The 25,177-nt window shown below is 63.9% G+C and carries 22 protein-coding genes and 1 pseudogene; 13 read left to right on the top strand and 10 right to left on the bottom strand.

Annotation, left to right across the window (positions count from 1 at the left end; all coding sequences use genetic code 11):
- Positions 1–121: 121 nt before the first annotated feature.
- Together ISN38_RS12215 and ISN38_RS12210 are read right to left on the bottom strand one after the other, a co-directional pair.
- A pseudogene (locus ISN38_RS12215) lies at positions 122–1,255 on the bottom strand (IS3 family transposase).
- 139 nt (positions 1,256–1,394) lie between these two features.
- Positions 1,395–1,994: an XAC0095 family protein gene (locus ISN38_RS12210; RefSeq protein ID WP_206711827.1), complete on the bottom strand. Its 600-nt coding sequence runs from the start codon at positions 1,992–1,994 to the stop codon at positions 1,395–1,397.
- 916 nt (positions 1,995–2,910) lie between these two features.
- Here ISN38_RS12210 and ISN38_RS12205 point away from each other — a divergent pair.
- The 5 genes from ISN38_RS12205 to ISN38_RS12185 are packed head-to-tail and all read left to right on the top strand — an operon-like array spanning position 2,911 to position 8,358.
- On the top strand, positions 2,911–3,078 hold the full coding sequence (locus ISN38_RS12205; protein WP_141697007.1) for a CopG family transcriptional regulator: 168 nt from the start codon (positions 2,911–2,913) through the stop codon (positions 3,076–3,078).
- Positions 3,071–4,576 (top strand): DNA cytosine methyltransferase, encoded by a 1,506-nt coding sequence (locus ISN38_RS12200; RefSeq protein WP_081324066.1) that lies wholly within the window; start codon positions 3,071–3,073, stop codon positions 4,574–4,576. The genes ISN38_RS12205 and ISN38_RS12200 overlap by 8 nt, the downstream gene beginning before the upstream one ends.
- Positions 4,542–6,218 (top strand): McrB family protein, encoded by a 1,677-nt coding sequence (locus ISN38_RS12195; RefSeq protein ID WP_068873386.1) that lies wholly within the window; start codon positions 4,542–4,544, stop codon positions 6,216–6,218. Before ISN38_RS12200 ends, ISN38_RS12195 begins: the two co-directional genes overlap by 35 nt.
- A 2-nt stretch (positions 6,219–6,220) precedes the next feature.
- Positions 6,221–7,879 carry a DUF2357 domain-containing protein gene (locus ISN38_RS12190; RefSeq protein WP_241753936.1) on the top strand — a complete coding sequence of 553 codons (1,659 nt, stop codon included), beginning with the start codon at positions 6,221–6,223 and terminating at the stop codon, positions 7,877–7,879.
- A complete protein-coding gene (locus tag ISN38_RS12185; protein ID WP_081324064.1) occupies positions 7,879–8,358 on the top strand; it encodes a very short patch repair endonuclease in 480 nt (159 codons plus the stop codon). The genes ISN38_RS12190 and ISN38_RS12185 overlap by 1 nt, the downstream gene beginning before the upstream one ends.
- Positions 8,359–8,402: 44 nt before the next feature.
- Here ISN38_RS12185 and ISN38_RS12180 read toward each other — a convergent pair whose 3' ends face one another.
- The 4 genes from ISN38_RS12180 to aceE all read right to left on the bottom strand — a co-directional run bounded on the left by ISN38_RS12180 (position 8,403) and on the right by aceE (position 12,484).
- Positions 8,403–9,038, bottom strand: coding sequence for an NYN domain-containing protein (locus tag ISN38_RS12180; RefSeq protein ID WP_081324067.1), 636 nt, complete (start codon positions 9,036–9,038; stop codon positions 8,403–8,405).
- A gap of 230 nt (positions 9,039–9,268) precedes the next feature.
- Positions 9,269–9,481, bottom strand: a complete 213-nt coding sequence (locus tag ISN38_RS12175) for a type II toxin-antitoxin system HicB family antitoxin (protein ID WP_206711826.1) — start codon at positions 9,479–9,481, stop codon at positions 9,269–9,271.
- A gap of 5 nt (positions 9,482–9,486) precedes the next feature.
- Positions 9,487–9,681, bottom strand: a complete 195-nt coding sequence (locus ISN38_RS12170; protein ID WP_206711825.1) for a type II toxin-antitoxin system HicA family toxin — start codon at positions 9,679–9,681, stop codon at positions 9,487–9,489.
- A gap of 112 nt (positions 9,682–9,793) precedes the next feature.
- A complete protein-coding gene (gene aceE, locus ISN38_RS12165; RefSeq protein ID WP_206711824.1) occupies positions 9,794–12,484 on the bottom strand; it encodes a pyruvate dehydrogenase (acetyl-transferring), homodimeric type in 2,691 nt (896 codons plus the stop codon).
- A 235-nt stretch (positions 12,485–12,719) separates the two neighbouring features.
- Between aceE and ISN38_RS12160 the strand changes: the two genes are divergently transcribed.
- From ISN38_RS12160 to ISN38_RS12150, 3 genes are read left to right on the top strand one after another with little or no spacing between them, the layout of a single operon-like run.
- Complete coding sequence (locus ISN38_RS12160; RefSeq protein ID WP_108085207.1) at positions 12,720–14,660, top strand: SpoIIE family protein phosphatase; 1,941 nt, start codon at positions 12,720–12,722, stop codon at positions 14,658–14,660.
- On the top strand, positions 14,657–15,097 hold the full coding sequence (locus ISN38_RS12155) for an ATP-binding protein (protein WP_047325371.1): 441 nt from the start codon (positions 14,657–14,659) through the stop codon (positions 15,095–15,097). Before ISN38_RS12160 ends, ISN38_RS12155 begins: the two co-directional genes overlap by 4 nt.
- Positions 15,094–15,480 carry an STAS domain-containing protein gene (locus ISN38_RS12150; RefSeq protein ID WP_003467292.1) on the top strand — a complete coding sequence of 129 codons (387 nt, stop codon included), beginning with the start codon at positions 15,094–15,096 and terminating at the stop codon, positions 15,478–15,480. Before ISN38_RS12155 ends, ISN38_RS12150 begins: the two co-directional genes overlap by 4 nt.
- Before the next feature lie 314 nt (positions 15,481–15,794).
- Here ISN38_RS12150 and ISN38_RS12145 read toward each other — a convergent pair whose 3' ends face one another.
- Together ISN38_RS12145 and ISN38_RS12140 are read right to left on the bottom strand one after the other, a co-directional pair.
- On the bottom strand, positions 15,795–16,430 hold the full coding sequence (locus ISN38_RS12145) for a YceI family protein (protein ID WP_081045900.1): 636 nt from the start codon (positions 16,428–16,430) through the stop codon (positions 15,795–15,797).
- A gap of 91 nt (positions 16,431–16,521) precedes the next feature.
- Positions 16,522–17,112 carry a malonic semialdehyde reductase gene (locus ISN38_RS12140; RefSeq protein ID WP_047325372.1) on the bottom strand — a complete coding sequence of 197 codons (591 nt, stop codon included), beginning with the start codon at positions 17,110–17,112 and terminating at the stop codon, positions 16,522–16,524.
- Between the two features lie 131 nt (positions 17,113–17,243).
- Here ISN38_RS12140 and ISN38_RS12135 point away from each other — a divergent pair, with 131 nt between their 5' ends.
- Positions 17,244–18,224, top strand: coding sequence for a mitochondrial fission ELM1 family protein (locus ISN38_RS12135; protein WP_206711823.1), 981 nt, complete (start codon positions 17,244–17,246; stop codon positions 18,222–18,224).
- 102 nt (positions 18,225–18,326) lie between these two features.
- Here ISN38_RS12135 and ISN38_RS12130 read toward each other — a convergent pair whose 3' ends face one another.
- Together ISN38_RS12130 and ISN38_RS12125 are read right to left on the bottom strand one after the other, a co-directional pair.
- Entirely contained in the window at positions 18,327–20,210 is a 1,884-nt protein-coding gene (locus ISN38_RS12130) for a S53 family peptidase (RefSeq protein WP_003470488.1), read from the bottom strand.
- 82 nt (positions 20,211–20,292) lie between these two features.
- Entirely contained in the window at positions 20,293–20,487 is a 195-nt protein-coding gene (locus ISN38_RS12125; protein WP_139116044.1) for a hypothetical protein, read from the bottom strand.
- Between the two features lie 221 nt (positions 20,488–20,708).
- On the opposite strand from ISN38_RS12125, the gene ISN38_RS12120 reads away from it, so the two are divergent.
- The 4 genes from ISN38_RS12120 (at position 20,709) to ISN38_RS12105 (ending at position 25,174) form a co-directional block, all read left to right on the top strand.
- Positions 20,709–23,006: a TonB-dependent receptor gene (locus tag ISN38_RS12120; protein ID WP_038238662.1), complete on the top strand. Its 2,298-nt coding sequence runs from the start codon at positions 20,709–20,711 to the stop codon at positions 23,004–23,006.
- 41 nt (positions 23,007–23,047) lie between these two features.
- Positions 23,048–24,151: a glycerophosphodiester phosphodiesterase gene (locus ISN38_RS12115; protein ID WP_058364626.1), complete on the top strand. Its 1,104-nt coding sequence runs from the start codon at positions 23,048–23,050 to the stop codon at positions 24,149–24,151.
- Positions 24,152–24,351: 200 nt separating this feature from the next.
- The gene (locus ISN38_RS12110; RefSeq protein ID WP_206711822.1) at positions 24,352–24,909 is read left to right on the top strand and encodes a queuosine precursor transporter; all 558 of its coding nucleotides are present in this window, start codon (positions 24,352–24,354) and stop codon (positions 24,907–24,909) included.
- 100 nt (positions 24,910–25,009) lie between these two features.
- Positions 25,010–25,174, top strand: coding sequence for a hypothetical protein (locus ISN38_RS12105; RefSeq protein ID WP_170874070.1), 165 nt, complete (start codon positions 25,010–25,012; stop codon positions 25,172–25,174).
- Positions 25,175–25,177: the final 3 nt, after the last annotated feature.

The raw sequence follows: 25,177 nt of genomic DNA, 5'->3' as shown, positions 1-25,177 counted from the left end.
GCGGTTCTGAAACCCGCGGCATACCGTGCGGTCAACCGTCCCTAGAACGTCGGATCGGTCACCGCGAGCAAGCCCAGGTCGTTCATGTCCATTGACCTGCCCCCACCGTCCGTACCAGTGATTACTGATAAAGCCCTGGGTCGAAGGTTACTGCGTCGTTGGTTTGTTGTGTACGGTAGTTGGCGGCGAACTGTGCCGGCGGGATGCGACCACAACTGCTATGCGGCCTGATCTCGTTGTAGTGGCGTCGCCAGTCTGCGATCACGTCCCGCGCTTGTGCCAACGAGGTGAACCAGTGCTCGTTGAGGCACTCGTCGCGGAACTTGCCGTTGAAGCTTTCGATGTAGGCGTTCTGCGTGGGGGCACCCGGCTCGATCAGGATGTGCTCGATGCCATGTCGCTGTGTCCAGGCTAATGAAGGCGCGACTGGTGAACTCCGGGCCATTGTCGGTACGGACCGCGCGTGGATAGCCACGGAAGCACGCCGCCTGATCGAGCAGCCGCACCACGTAAGCGCCGCTGATGCCGTGATCCACGGCAATGTCCACACTCTCGCGAGTGAAGTCGTCGACCACGGTCAGGCACTTGATGCGGCGTGCGTTGGCCAACGTATCGAACACGAAGTCCATGCTCCAGGTGTCGTTCGGCATGGAGGCCGCCAGCAGTTTCTGGCGCTCGCCTAGCGGACGCTTGGCCTTGCGCCGCTTGCGCACCTTCAGCTCGGCTTCCTCATACAGGCGATAAATCTTCTTGTGGTTCACGGACGGAAACTCCGGGCGCAACAAATCATGCAGTCGGCGATAGCCGAAGCGGCGGTGGGCCTGGGCCAGCTCGACCAGCCGCGCGGACAGCGCCTGCGTGGCTGGCGTCGGCACGGGTTCGTGGCGGAAAGCATCGCGGGACAGCCCCGCAAGGCGGCAAGCCCGGCGCTCGCTCAACGCGGTGTGTTCGAGCATTCGTCGGATTGCCTCGCGCTTGCGTTGCGGGGCTAGCGTTTTACCCCGAAGCCGATCTTCAGCGCTTCGATGTCTAGGTGCGCTTCGGCCAGCAACTTCTTCAGCCGATTGTTCTCGACCTCCAGTTCTTTCAGCCGCTTGGCCTCGTCGGCCTCCATGCCCCCGTACTTGGCCCGCCACTGATAAAAACTGGCTGGGCTGAAGCCATGTTGGCGGCACAACTCCGCCACGGCCATGCCCGCGTCGGCCTGCTTGATGAACCCGATGATCTGCTCGGTGCTGAATCTGCTCTTCTTCATGTCCGTCCTCTTGGCTTGACGGACTTTACAGCTTCAGATGGTATGACTCAGTGGGGGCAGGTCACCCAGGGCCGGCCCCGCACCACGAGGCCAGCCCGCTCCAGCGACGCATCCCGGCCTCATGCCACCTAGGCCGCGATCAATGCAGCCGCCCGCCTCCCGCAGGCGGCGCGCTCCCCTCCACCGCATAGACCGCCCGCTCCTCGCCTACGCCGTTGGGCGTGGGTTCGCGCAGCGGCTGGCACTCGATCTGCAGCAGCAGCGCCCGCATCGCGTTCGCTGCCTCGCAGAGCGTGTCGCCCACCGCTGGCAATGCCTGGCCGGCACGCGCGGTTGCGTCGCCGTCCGCCACCACCCGGGCATGGGCCGAGACAGTCTCGGCCAGCAGGGTGAGCCGGTCGAGTTGCGCCAGCGTGACGCGGAAGGCGCCGCCGCCCACGTCCGGCGCCACGGCGACGGTGGCAGCGGGCCGGGCGTCGCGCGTCGTGTCGGTCCGCTGCGCAGGATAGGACAGCGCGTCCAGCACCAGCTCCACCTGGTCGGCCAACAGCTCCAGACAGACCGCCAGCTCGCCCATGCGCACCTTGGGCTCGGCGGCGCGCTCCTCGTCCGGCGTGCGCGGCTGCGCCAGCCGGACCAGGAACCGCACGTGATCGCGCAGCTTGGCCAGCCGGAACTGGCTCTCCTCCGGCAGGAAATAGCCGGGCATGTCTTCATCGTCCAAACGGTCGTACGCCATCGTTGCCTCCTCGGTCCATGAAAGGTCCGCCCGCCACGCAGGGCGGACGGGAAGTCGGGAGGTTCGAAACCGTACATAGTCGGCGGGCATATTTCCCCGAGGGGTGTTGTATTAGCCGCCCTCCCGACGCAGGCATCGCATCGGCTTGTGCCCGAGCTTTGGGCACAAAAAACCCACCGGTTTGTCGGAGGTGGGTACCGCTATGTACGGAGTTTCGACGCTCCTTGGATAGAGATTGCTATTCGTTGCACAGAAAGTCAACCGCTAAAGTAAAAAAGCGGGTAGACAGTCGACGATAGGTGGACCTGATTCGATTTTTGATGGACCTAACCAATATGCCAAGATGAAGCAAATTCGGTTAACTCCTACCCCTAAAATTGGGAACGTCTTACACAAAGTAGTGCAAATTTCCGACAACTCAAGCTGCCCTCGAATGGGCATTATATCTACATCCCGGAAGCACGCCTGCGCACCGATTACGGATGCCGCTCAACGAAAAAAATAGGCGCCTCCTTGAGCAAGCGGCATAGCTGTGCCGGGGCACTCATTCACGACCGCAGGCTATGCACTCCGCGCCCGGGCTCTCGATAGCTATATCGAGCGAGCTCACGTGATCGGAACGAGACGTTCCTGCCCAAAGCTCTTGGCTGCCGGCCAACGTCACAACTTGGTGATAGTGGCGGTAAGGGCGGTGCTAGCGCCACTTGCCAGGGCACTGATCTGAAGCCCTGCGACGCTCCACTGTTAGCTTGCAAGTCATGCGAGCCCCGCCAAGCCGACATCTCCCCAGCAGCCCGCGCCATCTTGGTGCAAGCATATGCACTATGGTGCACAATAGCACCACTTTCATCTCCGGCCCCAGTCCATGGCCCGCCAACCCATCGCATCTGATCGGAAGACCGTCAGGACTTCCGTCATGTTGCCCGAAGAAGTGCACTCACAGATACAGGCATTGGCGGATTCCAATCACGTCTCGTCCGCCTGGGTGATCCGAATGGCGGTGCAGCGCTTTCTGGACGAGTACCAAGGGCAGCTTGAGCTGCCATTCCGCGTTTCGCGTGACAAGGATTCGATTCATGAGTAACGATGCCATCCTCCGCAAGCTCAACCGGCTGCAATCCGGCGCGAAGCCTCGCGTGCTGGATCTGTTCGCCGGCTGCGGTGGAATTTCTCTGGGCTTCGAGGCCGCAGGCTTCGAGATGCGAGCTTCTGTCGAGTTCGATCCCGACGCGGCACGTTCCCACGGCGTAAACTTTCATAACGGAGCTGAGGCACATAGCCAACCTATTGATATCACAAAGACATCGCCAGCAGATCTATGCGGCCAGCTGACACTGGGCAGTACTTCGGACGCTTTTGATATCGTCGTAGGCGGGCCTCCCTGCCAAGCATTCGCTCGCGTAGGCCGCTCTAAGCTGCGTGAGATCGAGGAGCATCCAGAGGCCTTTATCCATGACCCCCGGGCCCAGCTTTACAAGAAGTATCTTGAATACGTTGATACGTTTCAGCCGCTGGCTGTTCTCATGGAGAACGTACCCGACATTCTGAATCATGGTGGGCAGAACATTGCGGAGGAGACCTGCGAGGTTCTCGCTGCCAAGGGCTACGTTTGTAGATACACACTGCTTAATGCCGCATTTTATGGTGTGCCGCAGATGCGAGAACGTATGTTTCTGATTGCATACAGACATGAGCTCGGCGCCGCAGTGTCATTTCCCTCTCCTACCCACTGGCTTGTGCTTCCGCCCGGGTACGGCGGGTCGCGTTCTGTCGCCCTCAAGACACTCAGCAATCTTGCTGATCAGGCTCATTCCTATGTCACGCCACCTGTAGCCACACGGGATCTCCCTCCAGCAGTAACTGCCGAAGACGCATTAGCAGACCTTCCTGCGATCAATGCACGGGAGCTTTTAGCAGCAGGGAAGATCGCCCGCGGAGCACGACGGTTTGATACCCCGATCAGATATAGCCGTAAAAAGCCCTCTGCCTATGCGGAGCTGATGCGTACTTGGCCCGGGCACGAAGCCCCCGAAGCAGGACTGACCGACCATGTCATACGTTACTTGCCGCGGGACTACGAGCTCTTTGCCCGCATGAATCCAGGCGACCAGTATCCCCAAGCGCATGCACATGCTGTGGAAATGTTCCAAGAAAAGCTTGCTGCCGCTCGCATACGAGGCGAAAAGCTTGCCAAAGATTCATCAAGTTACAAAGCGTTATGGGATTCGATCGTCCCACCCTATGACGCCAGCAAGTTCCCGAACAAGTGGCGCAAGATGTGGCGTGATCAGCCAGCACGCACGCTTATGGCACACCTGGGTAAGGATAGTTACAGTCATATACATTACGATAGTAAGCAAGCCAGGACTATTTCGGTGCGTGAAGCTGCGCGCTTGCAGTCATTTCCAGACGGGTTTCGTTTTAGTGGCACCATGAATCCGGCGTTTAAGCAGATTGGTAATGCAGTCCCTCCCCTGATGGCTAAAGCGCTGGCCATTCATATGATGCAGACCATCAGACAAGCAATCATTCAAAAGGAAGCAGCAGATGAGCCTCGTCGAGCGGCAGCGACAATTTCTTGAAGCGGCGCAGAAGCACTTCGGCACCTCCAAAGCCGTCCGCCCACGCGAACTGTTTGGCGTCTCGAACAGCGCCAAAATCGTTGACGGAGGCATTCAGCTTGGCGTGGTCAACCTGGAGAATGTCAAGAATGACGTTGAGGCCCTGATCTTCGGCTGTGTTCTCAGATTTCCACCAGAGGACGAAGTCTATTTCGCCGTCCTGGTCCGCAAAGATAAGGAAAACTTTCTATCGCGCCTTGCCGAAATGAAACGTTTAGGCATAGCGGCAAAGAATGCCGGCGACGACGCGGATTTTGCGCTGGAAGCTGCTAGTGACAGCGAGGATTCGGAAGCTCCAGGAACCAGCATCAAGTACAGCGCCAGGAACAATCTGGTGCCGATCTATCTGGCTGGCGATGGTCGCCTGTGGCTGCGCAATGCCAAGTTCTGGGACAGCCTGGCTTTTGACCTCGCTCCTTTCGGCCCTTCTACTGAACCTGACCAGATCGTAGTCGCACTGTATCCGCCGACAGCCTCGGCAAGGCGTAGCCTGCTTGCACGAGAATTCATCGGCTGGCTGGGTAGCTTGGTTGGTAGAGAAAAGATTCACGAAATTCCCGTTTGGACAGATGCCGCAATGCTCGGCCCAGGCATGCTCCGCATGCCATCAACTATTGCAGTCAATGATCTCGAGTCAGCCATAGAATCTTTGGGCGGCTACTATCCCAATAGTGAGGTCAGACGCTTTCATGCTGCCCTGAACTTCCTGGATCACAAGCACTTCGTCATTCTCTCCGGGCTGTCGGGAACAGGTAAAACCCAGTTGGCTCTGAAGTACGCCCGTGCGGTCCACGGCCTGACATCAAACACGGTACAGGATCCTCTGCTCTTCGAATGCCCTGTTCGCCCGGAGTGGACTGATCCCACAGGCCTGACCGGCTACTACGATGTATTGACAAACCGATACGTAGTGCCAACCTTCCTGGAAGCGGTGCTGGTAGCCACAGCACATCGTGAGTCCCCGGTGTTTGTGATACTCGATGAAATGAACCTCGCGCGCATTGAGTACTACCTTTCAGATGTACTTTCCAGTATCGAGTCTGGTGGAGCTCTGCAGCTTCACTCAAACGGCGTTCCGCTGGAAGGCACTACTGGCGCCGCTGTGCGAGCGGAAATTCCTTTGCCGTCCAATCTATATATAATCGGCACAATCAACATTGATGAAACCACTAACCCGGTTAGTGATAAGGTACTGGATCGCGCATCAGTAATCGACATGTCAGCAGTGGATGTCACCGGCTTCCTGAGATCCCTGACCGGGCGGCACCCAGAACTAAAGGCAGCAAGTGACGCATCCGAGCAGAAACTGACTGAGATACACGGATTACTTGATCGACACAATCTCGGCTTTGGCTATCGTGTGATCGAAGAGTTTGTCCGATACCACGCGTTCGATGCTCGGCACATTCAGAACTCTGCTGACAGCGTTACCGACCAGTTACTCGTACAGAAGGTCCTGGTGAAGCTTCGGGGATCTGAGCGCCAGCGCCCTCTACTCACCGCACTGGAAAAAGCTTGCGAAGGTCTTCCTAGCGCCCGCGCTTACGTCCGCAGACTGATGGATGACCTGGATGAATTCGGCTCATTCCAGGCAATGCGGTAATTATGAGCACGCTCCACATACACAGCGAAGGTGGAGGGCCTGCTTGGCAGGTCTGGCCTTCACAGGATGTGATCCCTGCAGGAGCAATCAGGGAGGCTTCGTCTTACCTGTTTGAACTTAAGGACAGTGACGATGCAATCGCTGCAGATCTACTGATTGACGATATTCCAGTGGAAGCACTGCGCTCGCGGCAGCTCAGGAATGCGCGCTGGCGCTGGACACCAGGCTTCCACGCCGGCTCAGTAGAAGCGACACTCAAGCTTCCCGGCCAAGGTATACACCGCTTCGAGATAACCACTGATCCGGATCAGCGGAAGCTTACACGTGACGACTTTGACACTATGGTTCGCGAAGTCCTGGAAGATACGTTCGCGCTTTTCTCGCTCAGTTCTTTTCGCAAGGGCATTGCACGTCAGCCTGGAAACCGAGCTCCGCCGATAGCTAGGCTGGAGTTCCTTCGCTCACGCGCAAATGAGATCACAAAAGCTATCTCGGCAATCAATCGTTCACCCAGACATTTTCTGCGGGCAGAGTCAGTAACCTTACCCTTTCATCGCGCCAGACGCGCCACCGGACCGGAGATTATTAAATCCCTCAAAACCGGGCTTATCCGGACTGAAGCAAGTGGCCCCTCTCGGCTTCCCACAGCACTCAATGGTCGCCTGCCTGCACAGATTACGATGCGGCAGCGGCGTAACAGTGTGGATATCCCGGAGCATCGGCAGATCAAAGCATGCCTTAGATCTTGGGCGACATGGCTATCCGGCGTGGCTGATGTATTGAATAGAACAGATAGGGGAAGCGACGCGGAGAACTTTACAACTGCCGGGAGTTGGGCAATTCGCATCAAACATATCGCAAGAAAGCTCAAAGATGCAACCAATTCGGGCTTTATGTCAGACGTGAGTGTTGGCCCCGCGATGTTGCAGCTGTCGTCATTGTTCAGGAATGATACCGCATATAGCCGCTTTTATAGGCTGTGGCAGGACATGAACCTCGGACTTGCCGCTCTGTTCGGTGATTTTCTGCAAATGCCCCTGGCGAGAACGTATGAGCTGTATGAACTCTGGTGTTTCCTTCGCCTTCTGCGCGCGGCCATCGATGAGTTTGGACAAACCGATGTTGATCTCAGCGAATTGTTCACGACAGACGCAGCAGGTGGCGTGACCATTTCTGCAGGATCTGTCACCGTGTCAGTAGGAGCCGGCAGGACATTGTGCTTTCAACGTCAATATCGCGAATACTGGCTTGAGCCCAGCGGCGAAGGCAGCTTTAGCCGAACCATGGTACCCGACCTAGTCTTTGCCGGGGCCGGCCTTGGCAGCATGGAAAAACAGGTGATTGTACTGGATGCGAAATACCGCATCGATGAGGGGCTGAACGATGCCCTCAGCTCGATTCATACTTATCGCGATGCCTTGGTACAGGAAGCAGAAAGCGGAGAGATTGCAGGCATAGTCACAGCCGCTTATCTCTTGACACCACACGTCCCACTTCTGGAAAAGGATTTCAGAAGAACGCCGGTTCCCGGGCGGCTTTTCCATCCACAGTATCGGGAGAAGTTCCGGTTTGGTGCTGTGACTTTACGCCCAGGCATGAACAGCGAAGAGCTACGCAATTTGCTTCGAACGATCGTCGCGGATGCAAGCGGAGCACCGTAATGGTCGACGTACTGACACCAGCGCAGCGCCGGTTCAATATGAGCCGGATCCGTGGACGTGATACCAAACCGGAGATGATAATCCGGCGTGCTCTGCATGCATGCGGCTTCCGCTATCGGCTTCAGGACCGCGCGCTTCCCGGTCGGCCGGATCTGGTTTTTCCACGACACCGGGCCGTAATTTTTGTAAATGGCTGCTTCTGGCACGGCCACGATTGCTCTTTATTCAAACTCCCCGGAACTCGCAGAGAATTCTGGAAATCCAAGATCGCATCGAACCGTACTCGGGACGAGAGAGCCGCTGCAGCCCTGTTAGAGCAGGGGTGGCGGATTGCAATCGTATGGGAATGCAGCCTTAAAGGCACCGGAAAGCTCAGTGAGCACGAAATTATAAATGCGTGCCAAACATTCCTGTTATCTAGTGAAGTCGAGAAAATTATTATTCAGGGAACAAATAAAGTGACTGGGACCACCCTTTAGCAAATAGCATTATATTCACACCATCCTTGTTGCCACCAATGCTACTATACCCATCGCACGGGACGATGAATCACTCGACCAGCGCCATCAGTAATTTCGTCGGGAAGCTGCGAATTCCTAAAGTGTGTATTCGTCAAATGGCGAAAGAAATGCGCATGAGCCTGAAGTGAAGCGGTAGGGCGAGTTGCAGTTGTCATCAACCCAATACACTTCTTAAGCTTACGCACAAGCATTAGCGCTTCTGCCAAGTCAGAATCATTAGATAAAACAACCGCGCAATCAAACCTATCCTCCCACGCATCATTCAAAAGATTGACCGCCAGATTAACATCTGAGCCTTTTTCGCAACGCTCAACAATTTCTACCGTCCGCGGCCTACCTGCCTCTGGATATGCCAGAGGACGACGCCTATTGTTTGACTGAAATTGCCCGAGGTGTACAATCAACTCGGAGATGTGAGCCTGCAAAGCACGAATATATACATCTTGTCGATTAGGACCAGACGGGTCATCTGGTTCGGCGCTGATCCGCGCCGTGAAATAACGTAGACCCTCGATCTTATTTTCGGGCTTGAGAACAGCTCCACACATTGCTCTGATATCAAGCCAGCGCAGTGAGCGATCCTGCTTCAATCCGGAGTTATAAAGGTTGAATCCATCGACATAGACAAATGTACGCAAGTCCCTTTCCCCCAAAAGGCAAGGGCTCCACTATGGGAGCCCTGCGGCCAAACGCCTAAGCGCTTGGTGGTGTGCCCGCATGATGATGCAACGAATTCGAGGTGTCAACTAACTTCGGCAAATAAATTTATCCAGAAGTTCGGCTTTCACGCTTTTAGCCAGTTTTCGAGTCGAGCATACAATGCTCGGCATTCCTATCACCAGCAGCCTCAGCGGCAGAGTCTGGCCCATCAAGCCGCCACATCCACATACTCAACCTGACTCGACGGCAGCGGAATCACTTCCCCATCCTCACGCATGCCAGCCAGATGCAGCTCAATCGCCTCGCGGATCAATCCTGCCACCTCCGCGGTCGTCGCGCCCGTCGCCACACACCCCGCCAGATCCGGCACGTAGGCGGAGTAGTTGTTGCCCGCTTGCTCAATGACGACGGCGTAGCGCATGGCGATTACCTCTTCAGGCCGGCTTGCTTCAGGATACTGTTCATGGTGCCGGGAGCCACATCATCGCTCGGCTTGCCGGCCACTGTCACGCGGCCTGGGTAGACAGGATGCTTGAACTGGCGGTGGCTGCCGGTCTGGCCGACTTGCTGCCAGCCTGCGTCCTTGAGTTGTTGCAGCACGTCGCGGATTTTCGGGGGCATGTTCGCGGTCCTTGCGAATGCGGGCCGGCCAGGGGAAGAGCGCCCTCTTCCGCTGCGGCCCCCTCTCCCGCGTGGCGGGAGAGGGGCTGAGCGTTATTGCCTGGCGGGTCGGTTAGACGCCAACCGGATTCGACTTCTCCGGATCGATCTTGTACTGCTTGATCGCCCGAGCCACATCCTTGCCGGTCATCTTCCCATCCTTCGCCAGCGCCGCAATCGCGGCATGCGCGATGTAGTACCGGTCAACCTCGAAGAAGCGACGCAGGTTGGCGCGGGTGTCGGAGCGGCCGAAGCCATCGGTGCCCAGCACGGTGTAATGCGTCGGCACGAAGGCGCGGATCTGGTCGGCGAAGGCACGCACATAGTCCGTTGCGGCGATCACCGGGCCCTGGCGTCCTTCCAGCAGTTGGGTCACATACGGCTTGCGCTGCTCGCCTTCCGGATGCAGGCGGTTCCAGCGCTCGGCGTCGAAGCCGTCGCGGCGCAGTTCGTTGAAGCTGGGGCAGGACCAGATGTCGGCGGTGACGCCGAAGTCCTTGTCCAGCAGTTCGGCGGCAGCGATGGCTTCGCGCAGGATGGTGCCCGAGCCCAGCAGCTGCACGCGCAGTTCGCCCTTCTTGGGCTTGCCGGCGTCGGTCAGCAGGTACATGCCCTTGATGATGCCCTCTTCTGCACCGGCCGGCATTTCCGGGTGGGTGTAGTTTTCGTTCATCAGGGTGATGTAGTAGTACTCGTCCACCTGCTCTTGCATCATCCGCTTCATGCCGTACTGCATGACCACGGTGACTTCGTAGCCGAAGGTGGGGTCGTAGCTGCGCACGTTGGGGATGGAGCCGGCGATGACCTGGCTGAAGCCGTCTTCGTGCTGCAGGCCTTCACCATTCAACGTGGTGCGGCCGGCGGTGCCGCCGAGCAGGAAGCCGCGGGTGCGCATGTCCGCCGCCTGCCAGGCGATGTCGCCCACGCGCTGGAAGCCGAACATGGAGTAGTAGATGTAGAACGGCAGCATCGGCACGTTGCTGACCGAGTAGCTGGTGCCGGCGGCCAGCCACGAGGAGATGGCGCCCGGTTCGCTGATGCCCTGCTGCAGCACCTGGCCGGACTGGTCCTCGCGGTAGAACATCAGCTGGTCCGCGTCCACCGGCTTGTATTTCTGGCCGAACGGGGCGTAGATGCCGATCTGGCGGAACATGCCTTCCATGCCGAAGGTGCGCGCTTCGTCGGCCACGATGGGCACGATGCGCGGGCCCAGGTCCTTGTCGCGCAGGGCGATGTTGAGGCTCTGCACGAAGGCCATGGTGGTGGAGTAGCTGCGCTCGCCGCTGGACTTGAGCAGGCGGTCGTACTTGTCCAGGCCCGGCACGGTGAACGACTGGTCGGCCTTGCGGCGGCGTTGCGGCAGGTAGCCGCCGAGCGCGGCGCGGCGCTCCTGCAGGTACTGCACTTCCGGCGAGTCCGGGCCGGGGTGGTAGAACGGCACCTGCTCGGCGTCGGCCAGCTGCTTGTCGCTGAGCGGGATGTTGAAGCGGTCGCGGAACGCGCGCACAGCGTCGTCGTCCAGCTTCTTGGTCTGGTGGGTGGGGTTGAGCGATTCGCCCGAGGAGCCCATGCCGTAGCCCTTGACCGTCTTGGCCAGGATCACGGTGGGCATGCCCTTGGTGTTCACCGCCTGGTGGTAGGCGGCGTAGACCTTGTGCGGGTCGTGGCCGCCGCGGTTCAGGCGCCAGATGTCGTCGTCGGACAGGCCGGCGACCATGGCCGCGGTCTCCGGGTATTTGCCGAAGAAGTTGGCGCGGGTGTAGGCGCCGCCGAAGGCCTTGCAGTTCTGGTATTCGCCGTCGACGGTTTCCATCATCAGCTTGCGCAGCACGCCGTCGGTGTCGCGCGCCAGCAGCGCGTCCCAGTAGCCGCCCCACAGCAGCTTGATGACGTTCCAGCCGCCGCCGCGGAACACGCCTTCCAGCTCCTGGATGATCTTGCCGTTGCCGCGCACCGGGCCGTCCAGGCGCTGCAGGTTGCAGTTCACCACGAAGATGAGGTTATCCAGGCCTTCGCGGCCGGCCAGGGCGATGGCGCCCAGGGTTTCCGGCTCGTCGCTCTCGCCGTCGCCGATGAAGCACCACACCTTGCGGTCGGACTTCTCGATCAGGCCGCGGTGCTCCAGGTACTTCATGAACTGCGCCTGGTAGATGGCGCTGAGCGGGCCCAGGCCCATCGACACGGTGGGGGTCTGCCAGAAATCCGGCATCAGCCACGGGTGCGGGTAGGAGGAGATGCCCTGGCCGTCCACTTCCATGCGGAAATGGTCGAGCTGGGTCTCGTTGATGCGGCCTTCGAGGAAGGCGCGGGCGTAGATGCCCGGGGCACTGTGGCCCTGGATGTAGAGCAGGTCGCCGGGGTGCTTGTCGGACGGGGCGCGCCAGAAGTGGTTGAAGCCCACGTCGTACAGGGTGGCGGCCGAGGCGAAGGAGGCGATGTGGCCGCCCAGGTCGCCGGGCTTGCGGTTGGCGCGGACCACGGTGGCCATGGCGTTCCAGCGGATGATCGAGCGGATCTTCCACTCGATGGCCGCATCGCCCGGGCTCTTGGCCTCGTTGGCGGGCGCGATGGTGTTGACGTACTCGGTGGTCGGCGAGAACGGCAGGTAGGCGCCGGAGCGGCGGGTCAGTTCGACCATGTCCTCCAGCAGCTGATGCGCGCGTTCGGGGCCCGCGACATCGATGACGGCCTTGAGCGATTCGATCCACTCCTGGGTCTCAGTGGGGTTCGGATCGTTCTGCAGCACCTCGTTCAACCAGTTCATAGCGCTCCCGTAGGTCGCACGCACGCGCGCGATTGCTTGTGTTTTTTGTAGCCCCCAAGTGTAGCGCAACCGCCCCCGCCGGACCTCGTACGCCAGCGTATGGAGCGGACTTTCATTATGGCCCGGGACCGCGCGCGCCGGATGCGCAGCGGGGCGCGGCTGCGCTTATGATCGGGGCCGTCTCCCGCGGAGCGCCGCCATCGCCGCTTTATCGTCAGTGCAGGACGCTTCCGCAGTGGCCTGGCGGCACAGCCTGCGCACGCGGCTGGTGCTGTGGGGCAGCCTGATCCAGGTGGCGCTGCTGCTGGGCCTGGCGCTGCTGTTCTATCTGGGCGCGCGCCAGGTGGTGCTGCGCAATGCGCGCGACGAGGTGGCCGGGCTGGCCCAGCAGACCGCGCGCAGCCTGGATGCGACGCTGGGCTCGGTGCAGGTGAGCGGGCGCACGCTGGCCGCCGGCGCCTCGGCGGTCGGGCGCCAGCCGTTCAATCTGCGCAGCCTGCTGCACGCCACCCTGGAGGGCGATCCGGACATCGCCGGAGCGCTGCTGGTGATCGAGCCGGGTACGCTGAAGGGCGACGACCGCGGCTTCGCCTGGCACCTGCGGCGGGCCAACGGCGCCGTGACCGAGCAACCGGCCGATGCGCTGGGCGACGACTACCGGACCATGCCCGGGTACCGGCGCACGCTGGCGGCGCCGGCGCCGTGGTGGTCCGAGCCGTATAGCGACGCCTCCACCGGCGGCGACTATCTCACCGCCTACAACCTGCCGCTGCGCCTGCCCGGCGACGGCACGCAGGCGCGCGCGATCGGCATGGTCAGCGTGGACGTGCCGGTGAAGCGGTTGCAGGCGATCGTCGCCGAGCTGCCGGCCAACGCCGGGCTGCAGGCGATGCTGCTGTCGCCGGACGGGCTGTTCGTGCTGCACCCGGATCCGGCACTGCGCTTGCGCCGCACCCTGGAAACGCACGTGGCGCACGCGCGGCCGGACCTGTCGCCGCTGGCCGCGGCGGTGGTCACGCACATGCCGGTGCGCTTTGCCCATACCGCACCGGACGGCGAGCGCTACCTGACCCAGAGTGCGGCGGTCGGCGACACCGGCTGGACCTTCGCGCTGAGCGTGTCCGAACGCTACATCGTGGCCGGGCTCAACCGCATCGCGCTGTGGGTGGGACTGGGCGGCGGCGCCGCGCTGCTGCTATGGCTGTGGTTGCTGCATCGCTACACCGCGCGGCTGGCGCGGCCGATCGAGGACCTGACCAACTCGGCCGGGCATTTCAGCCAGGGCGAGTTCGACTACCCGCTGCGGCATGTGGAGCGGCAGGACGAGGTGGGGGTGATGGCGCGCGCCTTCGAGCGCGCGCGCGGCTCGATCAAGCTGCAGCTGGAGGAGATCGCCGCGCTGGCGCAGGCGCGGCAGCGCATGCAGAGCGAGCTGTCGATCGCGCGCGACATCCAGCAGGCGATGCTGCCCGGCGGGCGCACCTTCGACAGCGCGCACAAGCACCTGGAAACCTACGCGCTGCTGGAACCGGCGACGATGGTCGGCGGCGATTTCTACCAGTTCTTCGAGACCGAGCCGGGGTTGCTGTGGTTCGTGGTCGGCGACGTGTCCGACAAGGGCGTGCCGGCGGCGCTGTTCATGGCGCGGGCGATGACCGTGCTGGAAGTGGCCGCACGCCGCCACACCCAGCCGGATGCGATCCTGATCGCGGCCTCGCAGCGCATGGCCGAGGGCAACGACACCTGCATGTTCGCCACCGTGCTGTGCGGCCTGATCGACGTGCACAGCGGCGACTACTGGCTGTCCAGCGCCGGCCACGAGCCGCCGGTGCTGCTCGGCGCCGACGGCCACGTGCAATTGCTGGCGGTGGAATCGGGGCCGCCGCTGGGGATCGAGCCGCAGACGCGCTACCCCGTGGTGCGCGGGCGCCTGGCCGCCGGCGCCACGCTGTTGGGCTATACCGACGGCATCACCGAGGCCATGGACGCGCACGCGCAGGCCTACGGCCCCGAGCGGCTGCTGGCCGCGCTGGAAGCCGGCATCGACGCCCAGGCGCAGTGCGCGCGGGTGCTGGCCGAGGTCCATGCGTTCACCGCCGCCGCACCGCAGTCCGACGACATTACCTTGCTGGCGATCCGGTTGCGCCAGGATCCGACGCGGGAGGGAAGCACATGAAACTGCGGCTGCAGATGGTGCCGGGGCTGGACACGCTGGCGCAGCTGAGCGACACGCTGGAGGCCGCGCTGCTGCGCTACGGCGTGGCCCTGGACCACGTGAACCGGGCGCGGCTGATCGTGGAGGAACTGGCCTGCAACACGCTCGAGCACGGCCACCTGCGCAGCGAACAGCCGCCGGTGGAAGTGCTGTTGCAGGTGGACAGCGGCGCGCTGGTGCTGGAATTCCACGACAGCGGCCCGGCCTTTGATCTGCGCGCGGCGCCGGCGCCGGACCTGGACGCGGACATCGCGCAGCGCCCGATCGGCGGCCTCGGCCTGCACCTGGTGCGGCAGCTCGCCGACCACATCGATTACCGGCACCATGCCGGCCGCAACATCGTGCGCATTACCCTGCTGCCGCCCTTCGACCCCATCCCCCAGGAGTTCCCCGCATGACCACGTTGAGCCTGCAGATCGACCCCACGCAGGACCGGCGCCAGCGCATCACGCTCAGCGGGCGCCTGGACACGCATACCTACCAGGCCCTGGACGAGGCCCTGGCGCCGCTGCTGGCCACCCAGATCACCACCCTGGTGCTGGACCTGTCGCAGCTGGACTACATCAGCAGCGCCGGCATCCGCTCGATCTTCAAGGCGCGCAAGGTACTGGCCACGCGCGACGGCCGGGTGCTGGTGGTCAACCCGCAGCCGCAGATCCGCAAGGTGTTCGACGTGGTCAAGGCGGTGCCGTTGAACGAGATCTTCACCTCGGTGCAGGAACTGGACGACTACCTGGACGAGATGCAACGGCGGGTGCTGGAGGACGGCGACGGCGGCTGATCTTGAACTCGGCGCGGCTGCCCGCCTGCGTGAAAGCGCGCGGAGGCCGCGGGGTCATGCGTCGGGACTGAAGTCCCTCCCACAAAAAGCCTGAGTCATTCCCGCAAAAGGCTTGGCCGAGTGTGGGAGGGAGTTCAGTCCCGACTGCAGCCCGCCGAAACGCCCGCGGCTGCGCGCGTCGACGCGGATTCCCGTCAGCGACGCCGGTAGCTCCCTCCACCCGGCCGCAAACGAAAACGCCCGCCGAAAGGCGGGCGTTTCCATCGAAGGCAGCGACCCATTTCAGGCCACCGCCCGCACCGCAGTGCGCAGGCTTATTTCGCGCCCTGCAGCGCCTCGGTGGTGATGCGGATCCTGACTTCGTCGCTGACGTTCGGCACGTAGGCGCCCAGGCCGAAGTCGCTGCGCTTGATCGTGGTGGTGGCGTCGAAGCCCAGCGCCGGCACCTTCTTCATCGGGTGCGGACCGGCGCCGTTGAGGGTCACCGCCAGCACCACAGGCTTGGTCGTGCCCTTGATGGTCAGGTCGCCGGCCACGCTCAGTTTGTTGGCGCCGGCCGCAGTCACCTTGGTGCTCTTGAAGGTGGCGGTCGGGAACGTGACGGCATCGAAGAAGTCGGCGCTCTTCAGGTGCTCGTCGAACTCGGCGGTGAAGCTGTTGAGGCCCGACAGCGGCAGGGTCACCTGGACGCTGGACTTGGCCACGTTCTCGGCGTTGTAGACCAGGGTGCCGTCGACGTTGCCGAAGTGCGCGCTGGGGTTGGAGAAGCCGAAATGGCTCCACTGCACCAGCACGTCGGTGTGCGACGGGTCCAGCGTGTAGGTGCCGGTGGTGCCCTTGACCGCGGCGGCAGCGGCGGCCGGCGCGGCGAAGGCGCTGGTGGCGGGCTGGGCGACGACGACGGTCAGGGCCAGGGCGAGCGGGAGCAGCAGTTTGCGGGTCTTGGTCATGAGCGGGAACTCCGGGTGATGCGGCGGTTGGACACGCCAGCGGCAGACGCCGGCATGCAGGGGGACACGGGCGGACCAGACGCGACGAGACTCACTCGATGCGCGCGGCCTCGTCGAAACTCAGCCGCGGCAAGCGCGGGAACAGGCCGGCAGGATCGCCGTAGCCCAGGTTGACCAGGAAGTTGGACTTGACCGCGGTGCCGGCGAAGAAGGCCGCATCGACCTTGGCGTTGTCGAAGCCGGACATCGGACCGGCATCCAGGCCCAGCGCACGCGCGGCCAGGATCAGGTAGGCGCCCTGCAAGCTGCCGTTGCGGAACGCCGATTCGCTGCGGCCTTCGCGCGGGCCGTCGAACCAGCTCTTGGCATCGGCATGCGGGAACAGGTACGGCAGCTTCTCGTGGAAGTCCTCGTCGTGGGCGACGATGACCGTCAGCGGCGCGGCCAGGGTCTTGGCCAGGTTGCCTTCGGACAGCGCCGGCTTGAGCTTCTCCTTGCCCGCGGCCGAGGTCACGAACACGAAGCGCGCCGGGCTGCCGTTGGCCGCGGTCGGGCCCCACTTCAGCAATTCGTACAGGGCGCGCACGGTGTCTTCGCCGACCGGGGTGTCGCGGAAGGCGTTCTGGGTGCGGGCGTTCCGGAACAACTGATCGAGGGCGGCGGCGTGCAAGGCGTCAGACATGCGGAAGTACCTTTTGTCGTCAGGGAAAGACCGGTGCCACCCGTGGGTGGCGGTTTCGGCGCAAGGCGGCCAGTGTAGAGTGGCACGATAGCCGCAACACCCAGCCGCAATGCAACGGATTACTACCAAACGTGAAACGATCGGGCGCGCCGTGGGCGATTAGCGACGGCAACGCCGGCAACGCGCGCCAGGCAGAAGCGCTGGCCGCGGCGCTGTCCGCACCTGCAGCGTCGCCCGCTGCGGCACTGGTGCTGCAACCGCACATGCCCTGGCGCTGGCTGGCGCCGCGGCGGTTGCCCGGCGCGGCGCAGGCCTATGGCGCCGGCTTCGCCGAACTGCTGCGTCGCCCGCCGGCACTGGCGATCGGCTGCGGCCGCCAGGCGGCGCTGGCGACGCGGCTGCTGCGCGCGCGCGGCAGCACGGTGGTGCAGTTGCTGGATCCACGCCTGTCGCCGCGGCACTGGGACGTGGTCGTGGTGCCCGAGCACGATCGGCTGCGTGGCGACAACGTGCTCACCCTGCTCGGCAGCCTGCATCCGATCGACGATGCCTGGCTGGCCGCTGCGCGCGCGGCGTTCCCGCAGTTCGGCACGCTGCCGTCGCCGCGTACCGCGCTGCTGGTCGGCGGCCCCGCCACGCTGGCGCCGTGGACCGCCGGGGCGGCGGCGGCGCTGTTCCAGCAACTGGCGGCGCAGCTGCACGCCGGCGGCGGCAGCGTGCTCGCCAGTACCTCGCGGAGGACGCCGCCGGCGGTGGCGGCCGCATTGCGCAGCGCATTCGCTGCTGTACCAGGCGTGGTCTGGTGCGGCGAACGCGATGGTCCGAATCCCTACGCCGGCCTGCTCGGCTGGGCCGAGCGCATCGTGTGCACGCCCGATTCGGTGAACCTGCTGTCGGAAGCCTGCGCCACGCGGGTGCCGGTGTCGGTGGCGATGCCGCTGACGGCGCGCGGCCGCGCGTGCGACTTCCATGCGGCGCTGCACGCGCGTGGCCGCCTCGCCGATGCAACGGACGTGCATGGCGCCGCTATGCACACGATCGAACCGCTGCGCGAAACCGCACGCATCGCCACACGCATCCGCGCGCGCCTGCCGCTGGACGCCAGCCACTGACGCAAGGCCGCCTGCGGGCGGCGGCACCTGCGCAAACGCAACGGGGCCGCAGGCGCGCCGGCATTGGCGCGCATACGGCCCCGTGCTTGCCTTCCCGCTAGATCAAGGGTTGCTGGGAGACCGCGGTATCCCGGCCGGCGCCGCGTCCAGCGCGCCGATCAGCAAACGCACGATCGGCGTGCCGAGACCGGTCGTGTAGTTGTACTTGCCGTTGAGCGGCACGTCGTTGCCGACCACGCCGTTGTTGCCCGGGATATCGCGATGGAACGCCTGCGGAGAATTGGCCGCCAACCGATACAGGTAGTCGTTGAGATTGCCCTGGCGCCCCTGCTTTTCCACCAGCAGCGCGGCAACGCTTGCAAACTCGGGCGCGGCGACGCTGGTGCCGATCGTCGAATAGAACTTGCCCTTGTACACCGACAACACCGAACTGGCGAAAGGCGCCCTGCCTTCCCCGCACGGCTGTTTTGCCCTTTTCCCGGGGCAACCGCCGACCAGCATGCCGATATCGGGCAACGCACGCATCGACGCGCGGGTGCCGCCCAGCGCACGCAACTGATAGGCCGGCCGCTGGATCAAGGTACTCACCCCGCCGCCAGCCCCCCAGTAGCCGCCGGCCAGCTGTGCGCCTACGCCGTAGTAGTCCATGGTCACCAGCGGATCGGCATAGGCGCTCTCGGACCGGTAGCTGGAATCCAGCGATCCCTTCTGGTAATTGGTGGACAGATTGCCGCCGCCGACCGCGGTCACATTCGCATCCACCGCCGGATGCACGACGCCGGCGACGAAGTTGCCGTCCTTGCCGTCCACCGCATAGTGCGTATCCGCACAGCTGAGGCCGGCGTTGTCGCCGCTGGAGGCGATGAAGGTGATGCCTTGCGCGTTGCCCTGCTTGAAGATCGCATTCATGGTGCGGAAGGTCGAGGTGAGATCCTGGCCGCCTTGGTAGGCCTTGGTGCGGTAAAGCTCGCAGCCGCCGAACGAGGAGCTGACCACGTCCGCCTCGTTGTCCTGCACGATCTGCCGGTAGCCTGCGATCAGAGATTCCTCGCTCAGGTTGGGGATCACATACAGCAGCACGTGCGCGCCCGGCGCGCCGGCCAGCGCCATCTCCACGTCCAGCGCCGCTTCGCCTCCCGCCCCGCCCGCCTCGTTGATCCCCGGCTTGGCGCCCGCCACGTAGCGGCGGGCGTACAGTTTCGGGTTGACGTGACCGGCGCCATAGCGGCTGAAGTTCTCTTTGTTGAACATCGCGTCCACGTCCGAATCCAGCACGTCGCTGGAGATCAGGATGGCGATCGTGGTGCCGGTCCCGTCGAGGCGGCGCTGCTGGCCGGGCGAGCCGATCATGCTCTGGTAGGACGGATAGCCGTAGGCCTGCTTGAGATCGTTGTACGCATAAGTGCCGTTGGGACCCCTGCGGTTGTCCGGATCGACCTGGGGCAGACGTTGCGACTGCACCTGGTAGAGCGGCAATCCGCCGGTCAGGCCGGTGACCACGGCACCGCTGTCGCGCAAGGCCGCCGGCAGTTGCAGCGGACCTGCCACGGCGAGCTTGGCGTTGGCGCCTTCGTGCAGATCCACCGCCAACGGCGCGGAGAACAGCCGCTCGACATTGTCGGCGCTGGCGTTCACGTGCAGGGTTGCGCCCTGCTGGGTGACGGTCATGCGCGCGGCCTGCAACGCCGAGCGCACGCGTTCGACCTGCGCAGGCAACGGCGCGAAGCGGCGATCGAACTCGGCGCGCGACAGCCAATGATGGTACTGCGGCGACACCGGATCCTGGATGTCGGCCAGCAAGGCGTCCAGGCCTGCCTGGTCACGCAACGGCAGATGCACGTCGAAGGTGACGGGTGCGGCACGCAACGTGGCGGACATGGCCGCGAGCGTGGCGTCCTGTGCGGCATGGGCATTGCCGAACACGAGCGCGCACCCGGACAACACGGCGGCCAGCAACGGCTGGCGGCGGCGACGACGATCGATCATATCTCTCTCCGTGGGTGGGACGATAGGGCGTCGCCTGCAGGCAACTGCTGGCGGCGTCACGTGGGAACAAAAATGCGCAGGGTCACGCGTGCAAAACCAGATCATCAGGTGGGCCGCCATCATTCACGGTGCCACGCATCGAAAACTTTGACGCTGTAGCGAATTTTCGATCCTGCAAAGAATGCATCGGCAATGTTTCATGGGCACCGTCGAAATCCATGTGCGCTTGTGAAAAATGTGGCGGCGATGCGCATTTTTCAGCGGGAAACGGCGACATTCAAATATTCATCCGTAAATAATCAAACTTCCTGTTTTGCGGCCGTTTAGTTTCATGGGAGCCGCGCCCCCGCAGCACTGGACCGCATCAGGCGCACCGTGGCCGGCCGGGCAAATGTATCGACCGTGTGTGCATTGCATGACAACCGCAACATGGGTGACGCGATCCTGAAACCTCGCTGTCGCATCTTCGCCCGACCTCCTTTAGCGAATTTTTCACGCATGCCTACCCATCATTTGCTGAGTGCCGCGATCCTCGCCACGTTGCTATCGCCGCTGGCGGCGCACGCGGCGGACGCCCCGGCCGACAGCGCCACCGGTGAGGCCCGCCAACTCGATACGGTGTCGGTGATCGGCCAGGGCGAGACCCGCCAGGTGCAACGCATCGCCCGCCAGGACGTGGCGGTGCTGCCGCCAGGCACCAGCATCCAGAAGCTGCTCAACCGTATTCCCGGCGTCAACGTGCAGTCCAACGACGCGTTCGGCGCCAACGAAGAATCGCAGACGGTAAGCCTGCGCGGCTTCAACGGCACGCGCCTGGGCTATACGCTCGACGGACTGCCGCTGGGCGACAACGCCTACGGCAATTACAACGGACTGAACATCAGCCGCGCGCTGATCGCCGAGAACTTCGGCGGCGTGGAACTGGCCTCGGGCATCGGCAGCCTGGGCACCGCCTCCACCAGCAACCTCGGCGGCACCGTGCAGTACTTCTCGGACGATCCGTCCACCGAAACCGGCGTGCGCCTGTCGCAGACGGTCGGCTCGGACCAGAACCGTCGCACCTACCTGCGCCTGGACACCGGCGAGCACAACGGCTTCTCGGCGTATCTGTCCGGTATCCACGCCAGCGCCGACATGTGGGCCGACCCGAAGTCGCCGACCCACACCGCGCAGTTCAACGGCAAGGGCGTGTATCAGTTCGACGGCGGCAAGATCACCGCCTTCGTCGATACCTCGCGCACCTCGCAGGCCGACTACGCCTACCTGTCCAAGAGCGGCCTGCACCGCGGCCTGGGCTGGGACTGGAACCTGTACGCGCCGGACTGGCAGCGCGCGCTGGCGGCCGCCTACTGCGCGCCGGCCACCCGCAATGCCAGCCGCTGCGCCTACAGCGGCGGCGTGGACAACACCGACGACGCGTACTACCAGAGCCGCGCGCTGCGCAACGACGACCTGTATTACCTGGCCGGCGATTTCCAGCCGTCGGACGCGGTGAGCGTGCACACCCAGGTCTACCACCACGAGAACGAAGGCCAGGGCCATTGGTGGTCGCCGGGCCAGGCCTCGAATCCGGGCACGCCGCAGGCGCTGCCGATCTCGATCCGCAGCACCAACTACACCATCAACCGCAGCGGCGGCATCGCCTCGCTCGGCTGGGACCTGGGCCCGCACCACCTGGAAGCCGGCGTGTGGTACGAGCGCAACAAGCACCACGTGGAGCGCAACTTCTACTGGATCGACGGCCCGATCGACGACGACCTGTTCCTCAGCGGCCCGGACCGCAGGCTGTTCTCGCAGGACTACACGATCACCACCAAGCAGGCGTACGTGCAGGGCACTTTCAAGCTGCTCGACGAGCGCCTGACCCTGGACGTGGGCGTGAAGAGCCCGCACACCACGATGACCGCGCGCGAGACGCCCGGGATCGCGGTGGAATCGCCGGTGGCCAACGGCACGCTCAAGGCCAGCGAAGCGCTGCTGCCGCAGGCGGGCGTGCGCTATCGCTTGGCCGAAGGGCAGGAAGTGTTCGCCTCCTACGCCGAGAACATCGCCGCGTTCCAGGGCGGCGGCGCCGGCGGCCCGCTGCTGGTCACCCAGGCTTCGTTCGATGCCAGCGTCGGCGCGCTGGAACCGGAGAAGTCCAAGACCTTCGAGGCCGGCTACCGGCTGGTGCGCGATCAGTTCGAGGCCTCGCTGGTCGGCTATGACGTGACCTTCGACAACCGCCTGCTCTCGCTCAATCCCTGCGCGAGCATCCAGCAGGGCACCACGCCGGCATGCACCACGCGCTTCTTCAACGTCGGCTCGGTCAGCAGCCGCGGTGGCGAGCTGACCGTCATCTGGAAGCCGACCGCGCACCTGCAGTGGTACAACTCGGCCTCGATCAACCGCTCCACCTACGACGACAACTACGTGCAGAACGGCGTGACCATTCCCACCGCCGGCAAGTACACGGTGGACACGCCCAAGCGCATGCTCACCAGCGAGATCAGCTGGAACTACAACGGCTGGAACGCGAACCTGCGCGGCAAGTACACCGGCCAGCGCTATTACACCTACACCAACGACCAGGGCTTCGGCGGCTACACCGCATTCGACGCCGGCACCGGTTACGACTTCGGCGCGGTGTCGTTCCTGCAGGACCTGAAGCTGTCGCTCAACGTGACCAACCTCACCGACAAGCGCTACGCCTCCAACCTCTCCGCGTTCGGCAACAGCGATCCGAACGGGCGTTCGCTGGCGTTCCATGCCAGCGCGCCGCGGCAGGTGTTCCTGACCCTGGACGCGCGCTTCTGAACGCGCGCATCCTGGCCCAACCCCGCTCCGGAGCGCATGCGATGATGAAACCCCTGGTCTGGGTGCTGGGATGTTCGATGGCGTTGTCGTCGCTGACCGCCGCGGCCGAGGCCGCGGCACCGGGTACGCGCAAGCCGCTGGTGATCGGTCACCGCGGCGCCAGCGCGCTGCGCCCCGAGCACACGCTGGCGTCGTATGCCAAGGCCATCGCCGACGGCGCCGATTTCATCGAGCCGGACCTGGTCTCGACCAAGGACGGTGCGCTGCTGGCGCGCCACGAGAACGAGATCGGCGCCACCACCGACGTCGCCGCGCACCCGGAGTTCGCCGCGCGCAAGACGGTCAAGCAGATCGATGGGCGGCGCGTGGAAGGCTGGTTCAGCGAAGACTTCACCCTGGCCGAGCTGAAGACGCTGCGCGCGCGCGAGCGCCTGCCGCAACTGCGCAGCACCGCCTTCGACGGCCAGTTCCAGCTGCTCACCTTCGACGAGATCATCGATTTCGCCGCGGCCGAGTCGGCCACGCGCGGGCGCCCGATCGGGCTGATCCCGGAGATCAAGCACGGCACCTATTTCCAGTCGCTGGGCCTGGCGATGGAAGACAAGGTGCTGGCCACGCTGGACGCGCATGCGTACACGCGCAGCGCGCCGGTGATCGTGCAGTCGTTCGAGATCGGCAATCTGCACTATCTGCACCGCAAGCTCGGCGATAGCCATCCGAACGTGCGCCTGGTGCAGTTGCTGGGCGACCCGAAGGAACGCCCCGGCGACCAGCTGCGCGACGGCCCGACCTATGCGCAGATGGGCAGTGCGCAGGGCCTGCGTGCGATCGCCAAGTATGCGCAGCTGGTCAGTCCCAGCCTACGCACCATCATCCCGGTCGATGCCGATGGCGCGCTGGCCGCGCCCAGCGCTTTCATCGCCGATGCGCATGCGGCCGGACTGCAGGTTGTGCCGTACACGTTCCGCCCGGAGAACTATTTCCTGCCCAAGCACCTGCAGGATGCGCGCGGCCCGGCCGCGGTGAATGCCGCAGGCAGCATCGCCGAGATGCACGCGTTCATTGCCGCGGGCGTGGATGCCTTCTTCACCGACGACCCGGCGCTGGGGCGTGCGGCGGTGGATGGGACGGCGGTGCCGCGCTAGCGCTAGCGCGTTCTCCAGGGTCCACCAGCCAGATTGTGGGAGCGACTTCAGCCGCGACCGGATCTTCCTGGTGAAGCCCGGTCGCGGCTGAAGCCGCTCCTATAGGGAGCACCCGCGGTCCGCCGGCATGCCGCGCTGGCCGCGGCGGCGCCGCATCGCGATAATGCGCCGCTTCGCCTCGCCTGCCGCGCAACCGCCCAATGCCTCCGCTCTCCACGCCATCGCCCGCGTTCGCCGCGCTGACCCCGCGCGCGCTGCTGCTGGCGGTGCTGGCGATGGGCGCGGTGGTGCTGCTGTCGAACGTGCTGGTGCAGTTCCCGATCAACGACTGGCTGACCTGGGGCGCCTTCAGCTATCCGCTGGCGTTCCTGGTCAGCAACCTGATCAATCGCCGCTTCGGCCCGCGCGCCGCGCGGCGCGTGGCCTGGTGCGGCTTCGCGCTGGGGGTGCTGCTGTCGATCTGGATCGCCACCGCGCGCATCGCCGCCGCCTCGTGCCTGGCGTTCATCGCCGCGCAATTGCTGGATATCGCGGTGTTCGACCGCCTGCGCCGCGGCCGCTGGTGGCGCGCGCCGATCGTGTCCACCACCTGCAGCGCGACGCTGGACACGATGCTCTTCTGGTCGGTCGCCTTCGCCGGTTCGGCGCTGCCGTGGGTCAGCTGGGCCGCCGGCGATCTGGCGGTGAAACTCGGCATCGGCGTATGCCTGCTGGCGCCGTTCCGGGCGCTGCTGTGGCGCACCGCGCCGCCGCGCTGATCGCGCAAGGCCGGCACCGGCCCACGCCGGCTTCACCCTGGCCGGGACGCAGACCTATCCGTTCGAGGCCTCCCCCGGGCAGACGCTGGACAGCGTGCGCGTGTTCGACACCGCCACGTTGCATGCACAGGGCTGCGCCCTCAGCGCCGGGAAAGCCGGCCGTGGCAAACCTGCCTGTGTGGCGCTATTCGGCGTGAACCCGGACATGCTGGCGGCGACCGGCGCCGATGCGGTCTGGTTCCGGTCGCAGTACGGCAGCGTGTGAGTG

Origin of the sequence: Xanthomonas translucens pv. undulosa, assembly GCF_017301775.1 — a bacterium.
GTDB lineage: Bacteria > Pseudomonadota > Gammaproteobacteria > Xanthomonadales > Xanthomonadaceae > Xanthomonas_A > Xanthomonas_A translucens.
This window is presented reverse-complemented; position numbering and strand designations above follow the sequence as displayed.

What these genes read in the sequence shown, in the direction of transcription:
- ISN38_RS12190 (WP_241753936.1), top strand. Translation starts at nt 6,221, where the DNA reads ATGAGCACGCTCCACATACACAGCGAAGGTGGAGGGCCTGCTTGGCAG.
- ISN38_RS12200 (WP_081324066.1), top strand. Translation starts at nt 3,071, where the DNA reads ATGAGTAACGATGCCATCCTCCGCAAGCTCAACCGGCTGCAATCCGGC.
- ISN38_RS12205 (WP_141697007.1), top strand. Translation starts at nt 2,911, where the DNA reads ATGTTGCCCGAAGAAGTGCACTCACAGATACAGGCATTGGCGGATTCC.
- ISN38_RS12120 (WP_038238662.1), top strand. Translation starts at nt 20,709, where the DNA reads ATGCCTACCCATCATTTGCTGAGTGCCGCGATCCTCGCCACGTTGCTA.
- aceE (WP_206711824.1), bottom strand. Translation starts at nt 12,484, where the DNA reads ATGAACTGGTTGAACGAGGTGCTGCAGAACGATCCGAACCCCACTGAG.
- ISN38_RS12195 (WP_068873386.1), top strand. Translation starts at nt 4,542, where the DNA reads ATGAGCCTCGTCGAGCGGCAGCGACAATTTCTTGAAGCGGCGCAGAAG.
- ISN38_RS12155 (WP_047325371.1), top strand. Translation starts at nt 14,657, where the DNA reads ATGAAACTGCGGCTGCAGATGGTGCCGGGGCTGGACACGCTGGCGCAG.
- ISN38_RS12185 (WP_081324064.1), top strand. Translation starts at nt 7,879, where the DNA reads ATGGTCGACGTACTGACACCAGCGCAGCGCCGGTTCAATATGAGCCGG.
- ISN38_RS12140 (WP_047325372.1), bottom strand. Translation starts at nt 17,112, where the DNA reads ATGTCTGACGCCTTGCACGCCGCCGCCCTCGATCAGTTGTTCCGGAAC.
- ISN38_RS12170 (WP_206711825.1), bottom strand. Translation starts at nt 9,681, where the DNA reads ATGCCCCCGAAAATCCGCGACGTGCTGCAACAACTCAAGGACGCAGGC.
- ISN38_RS12210 (WP_206711827.1), bottom strand. Translation starts at nt 1,994, where the DNA reads ATGGCGTACGACCGTTTGGACGATGAAGACATGCCCGGCTATTTCCTG.
- ISN38_RS12175 (WP_206711826.1), bottom strand. Translation starts at nt 9,481, where the DNA reads ATGCGCTACGCCGTCGTCATTGAGCAAGCGGGCAACAACTACTCCGCC.
- ISN38_RS12130 (WP_003470488.1), bottom strand. Translation starts at nt 20,210, where the DNA reads ATGATCGATCGTCGTCGCCGCCGCCAGCCGTTGCTGGCCGCCGTGTTG.
- ISN38_RS12115 (WP_058364626.1), top strand. Translation starts at nt 23,048, where the DNA reads ATGATGAAACCCCTGGTCTGGGTGCTGGGATGTTCGATGGCGTTGTCG.
- ISN38_RS12150 (WP_003467292.1), top strand. Translation starts at nt 15,094, where the DNA reads ATGACCACGTTGAGCCTGCAGATCGACCCCACGCAGGACCGGCGCCAG.
- ISN38_RS12145 (WP_081045900.1), bottom strand. Translation starts at nt 16,430, where the DNA reads ATGACCAAGACCCGCAAACTGCTGCTCCCGCTCGCCCTGGCCCTGACC.
- ISN38_RS12110 (WP_206711822.1), top strand. Translation starts at nt 24,352, where the DNA reads ATGCCTCCGCTCTCCACGCCATCGCCCGCGTTCGCCGCGCTGACCCCG.
- ISN38_RS12125 (WP_139116044.1), bottom strand. Translation starts at nt 20,487, where the DNA reads ATGTCGCCGTTTCCCGCTGAAAAATGCGCATCGCCGCCACATTTTTCA.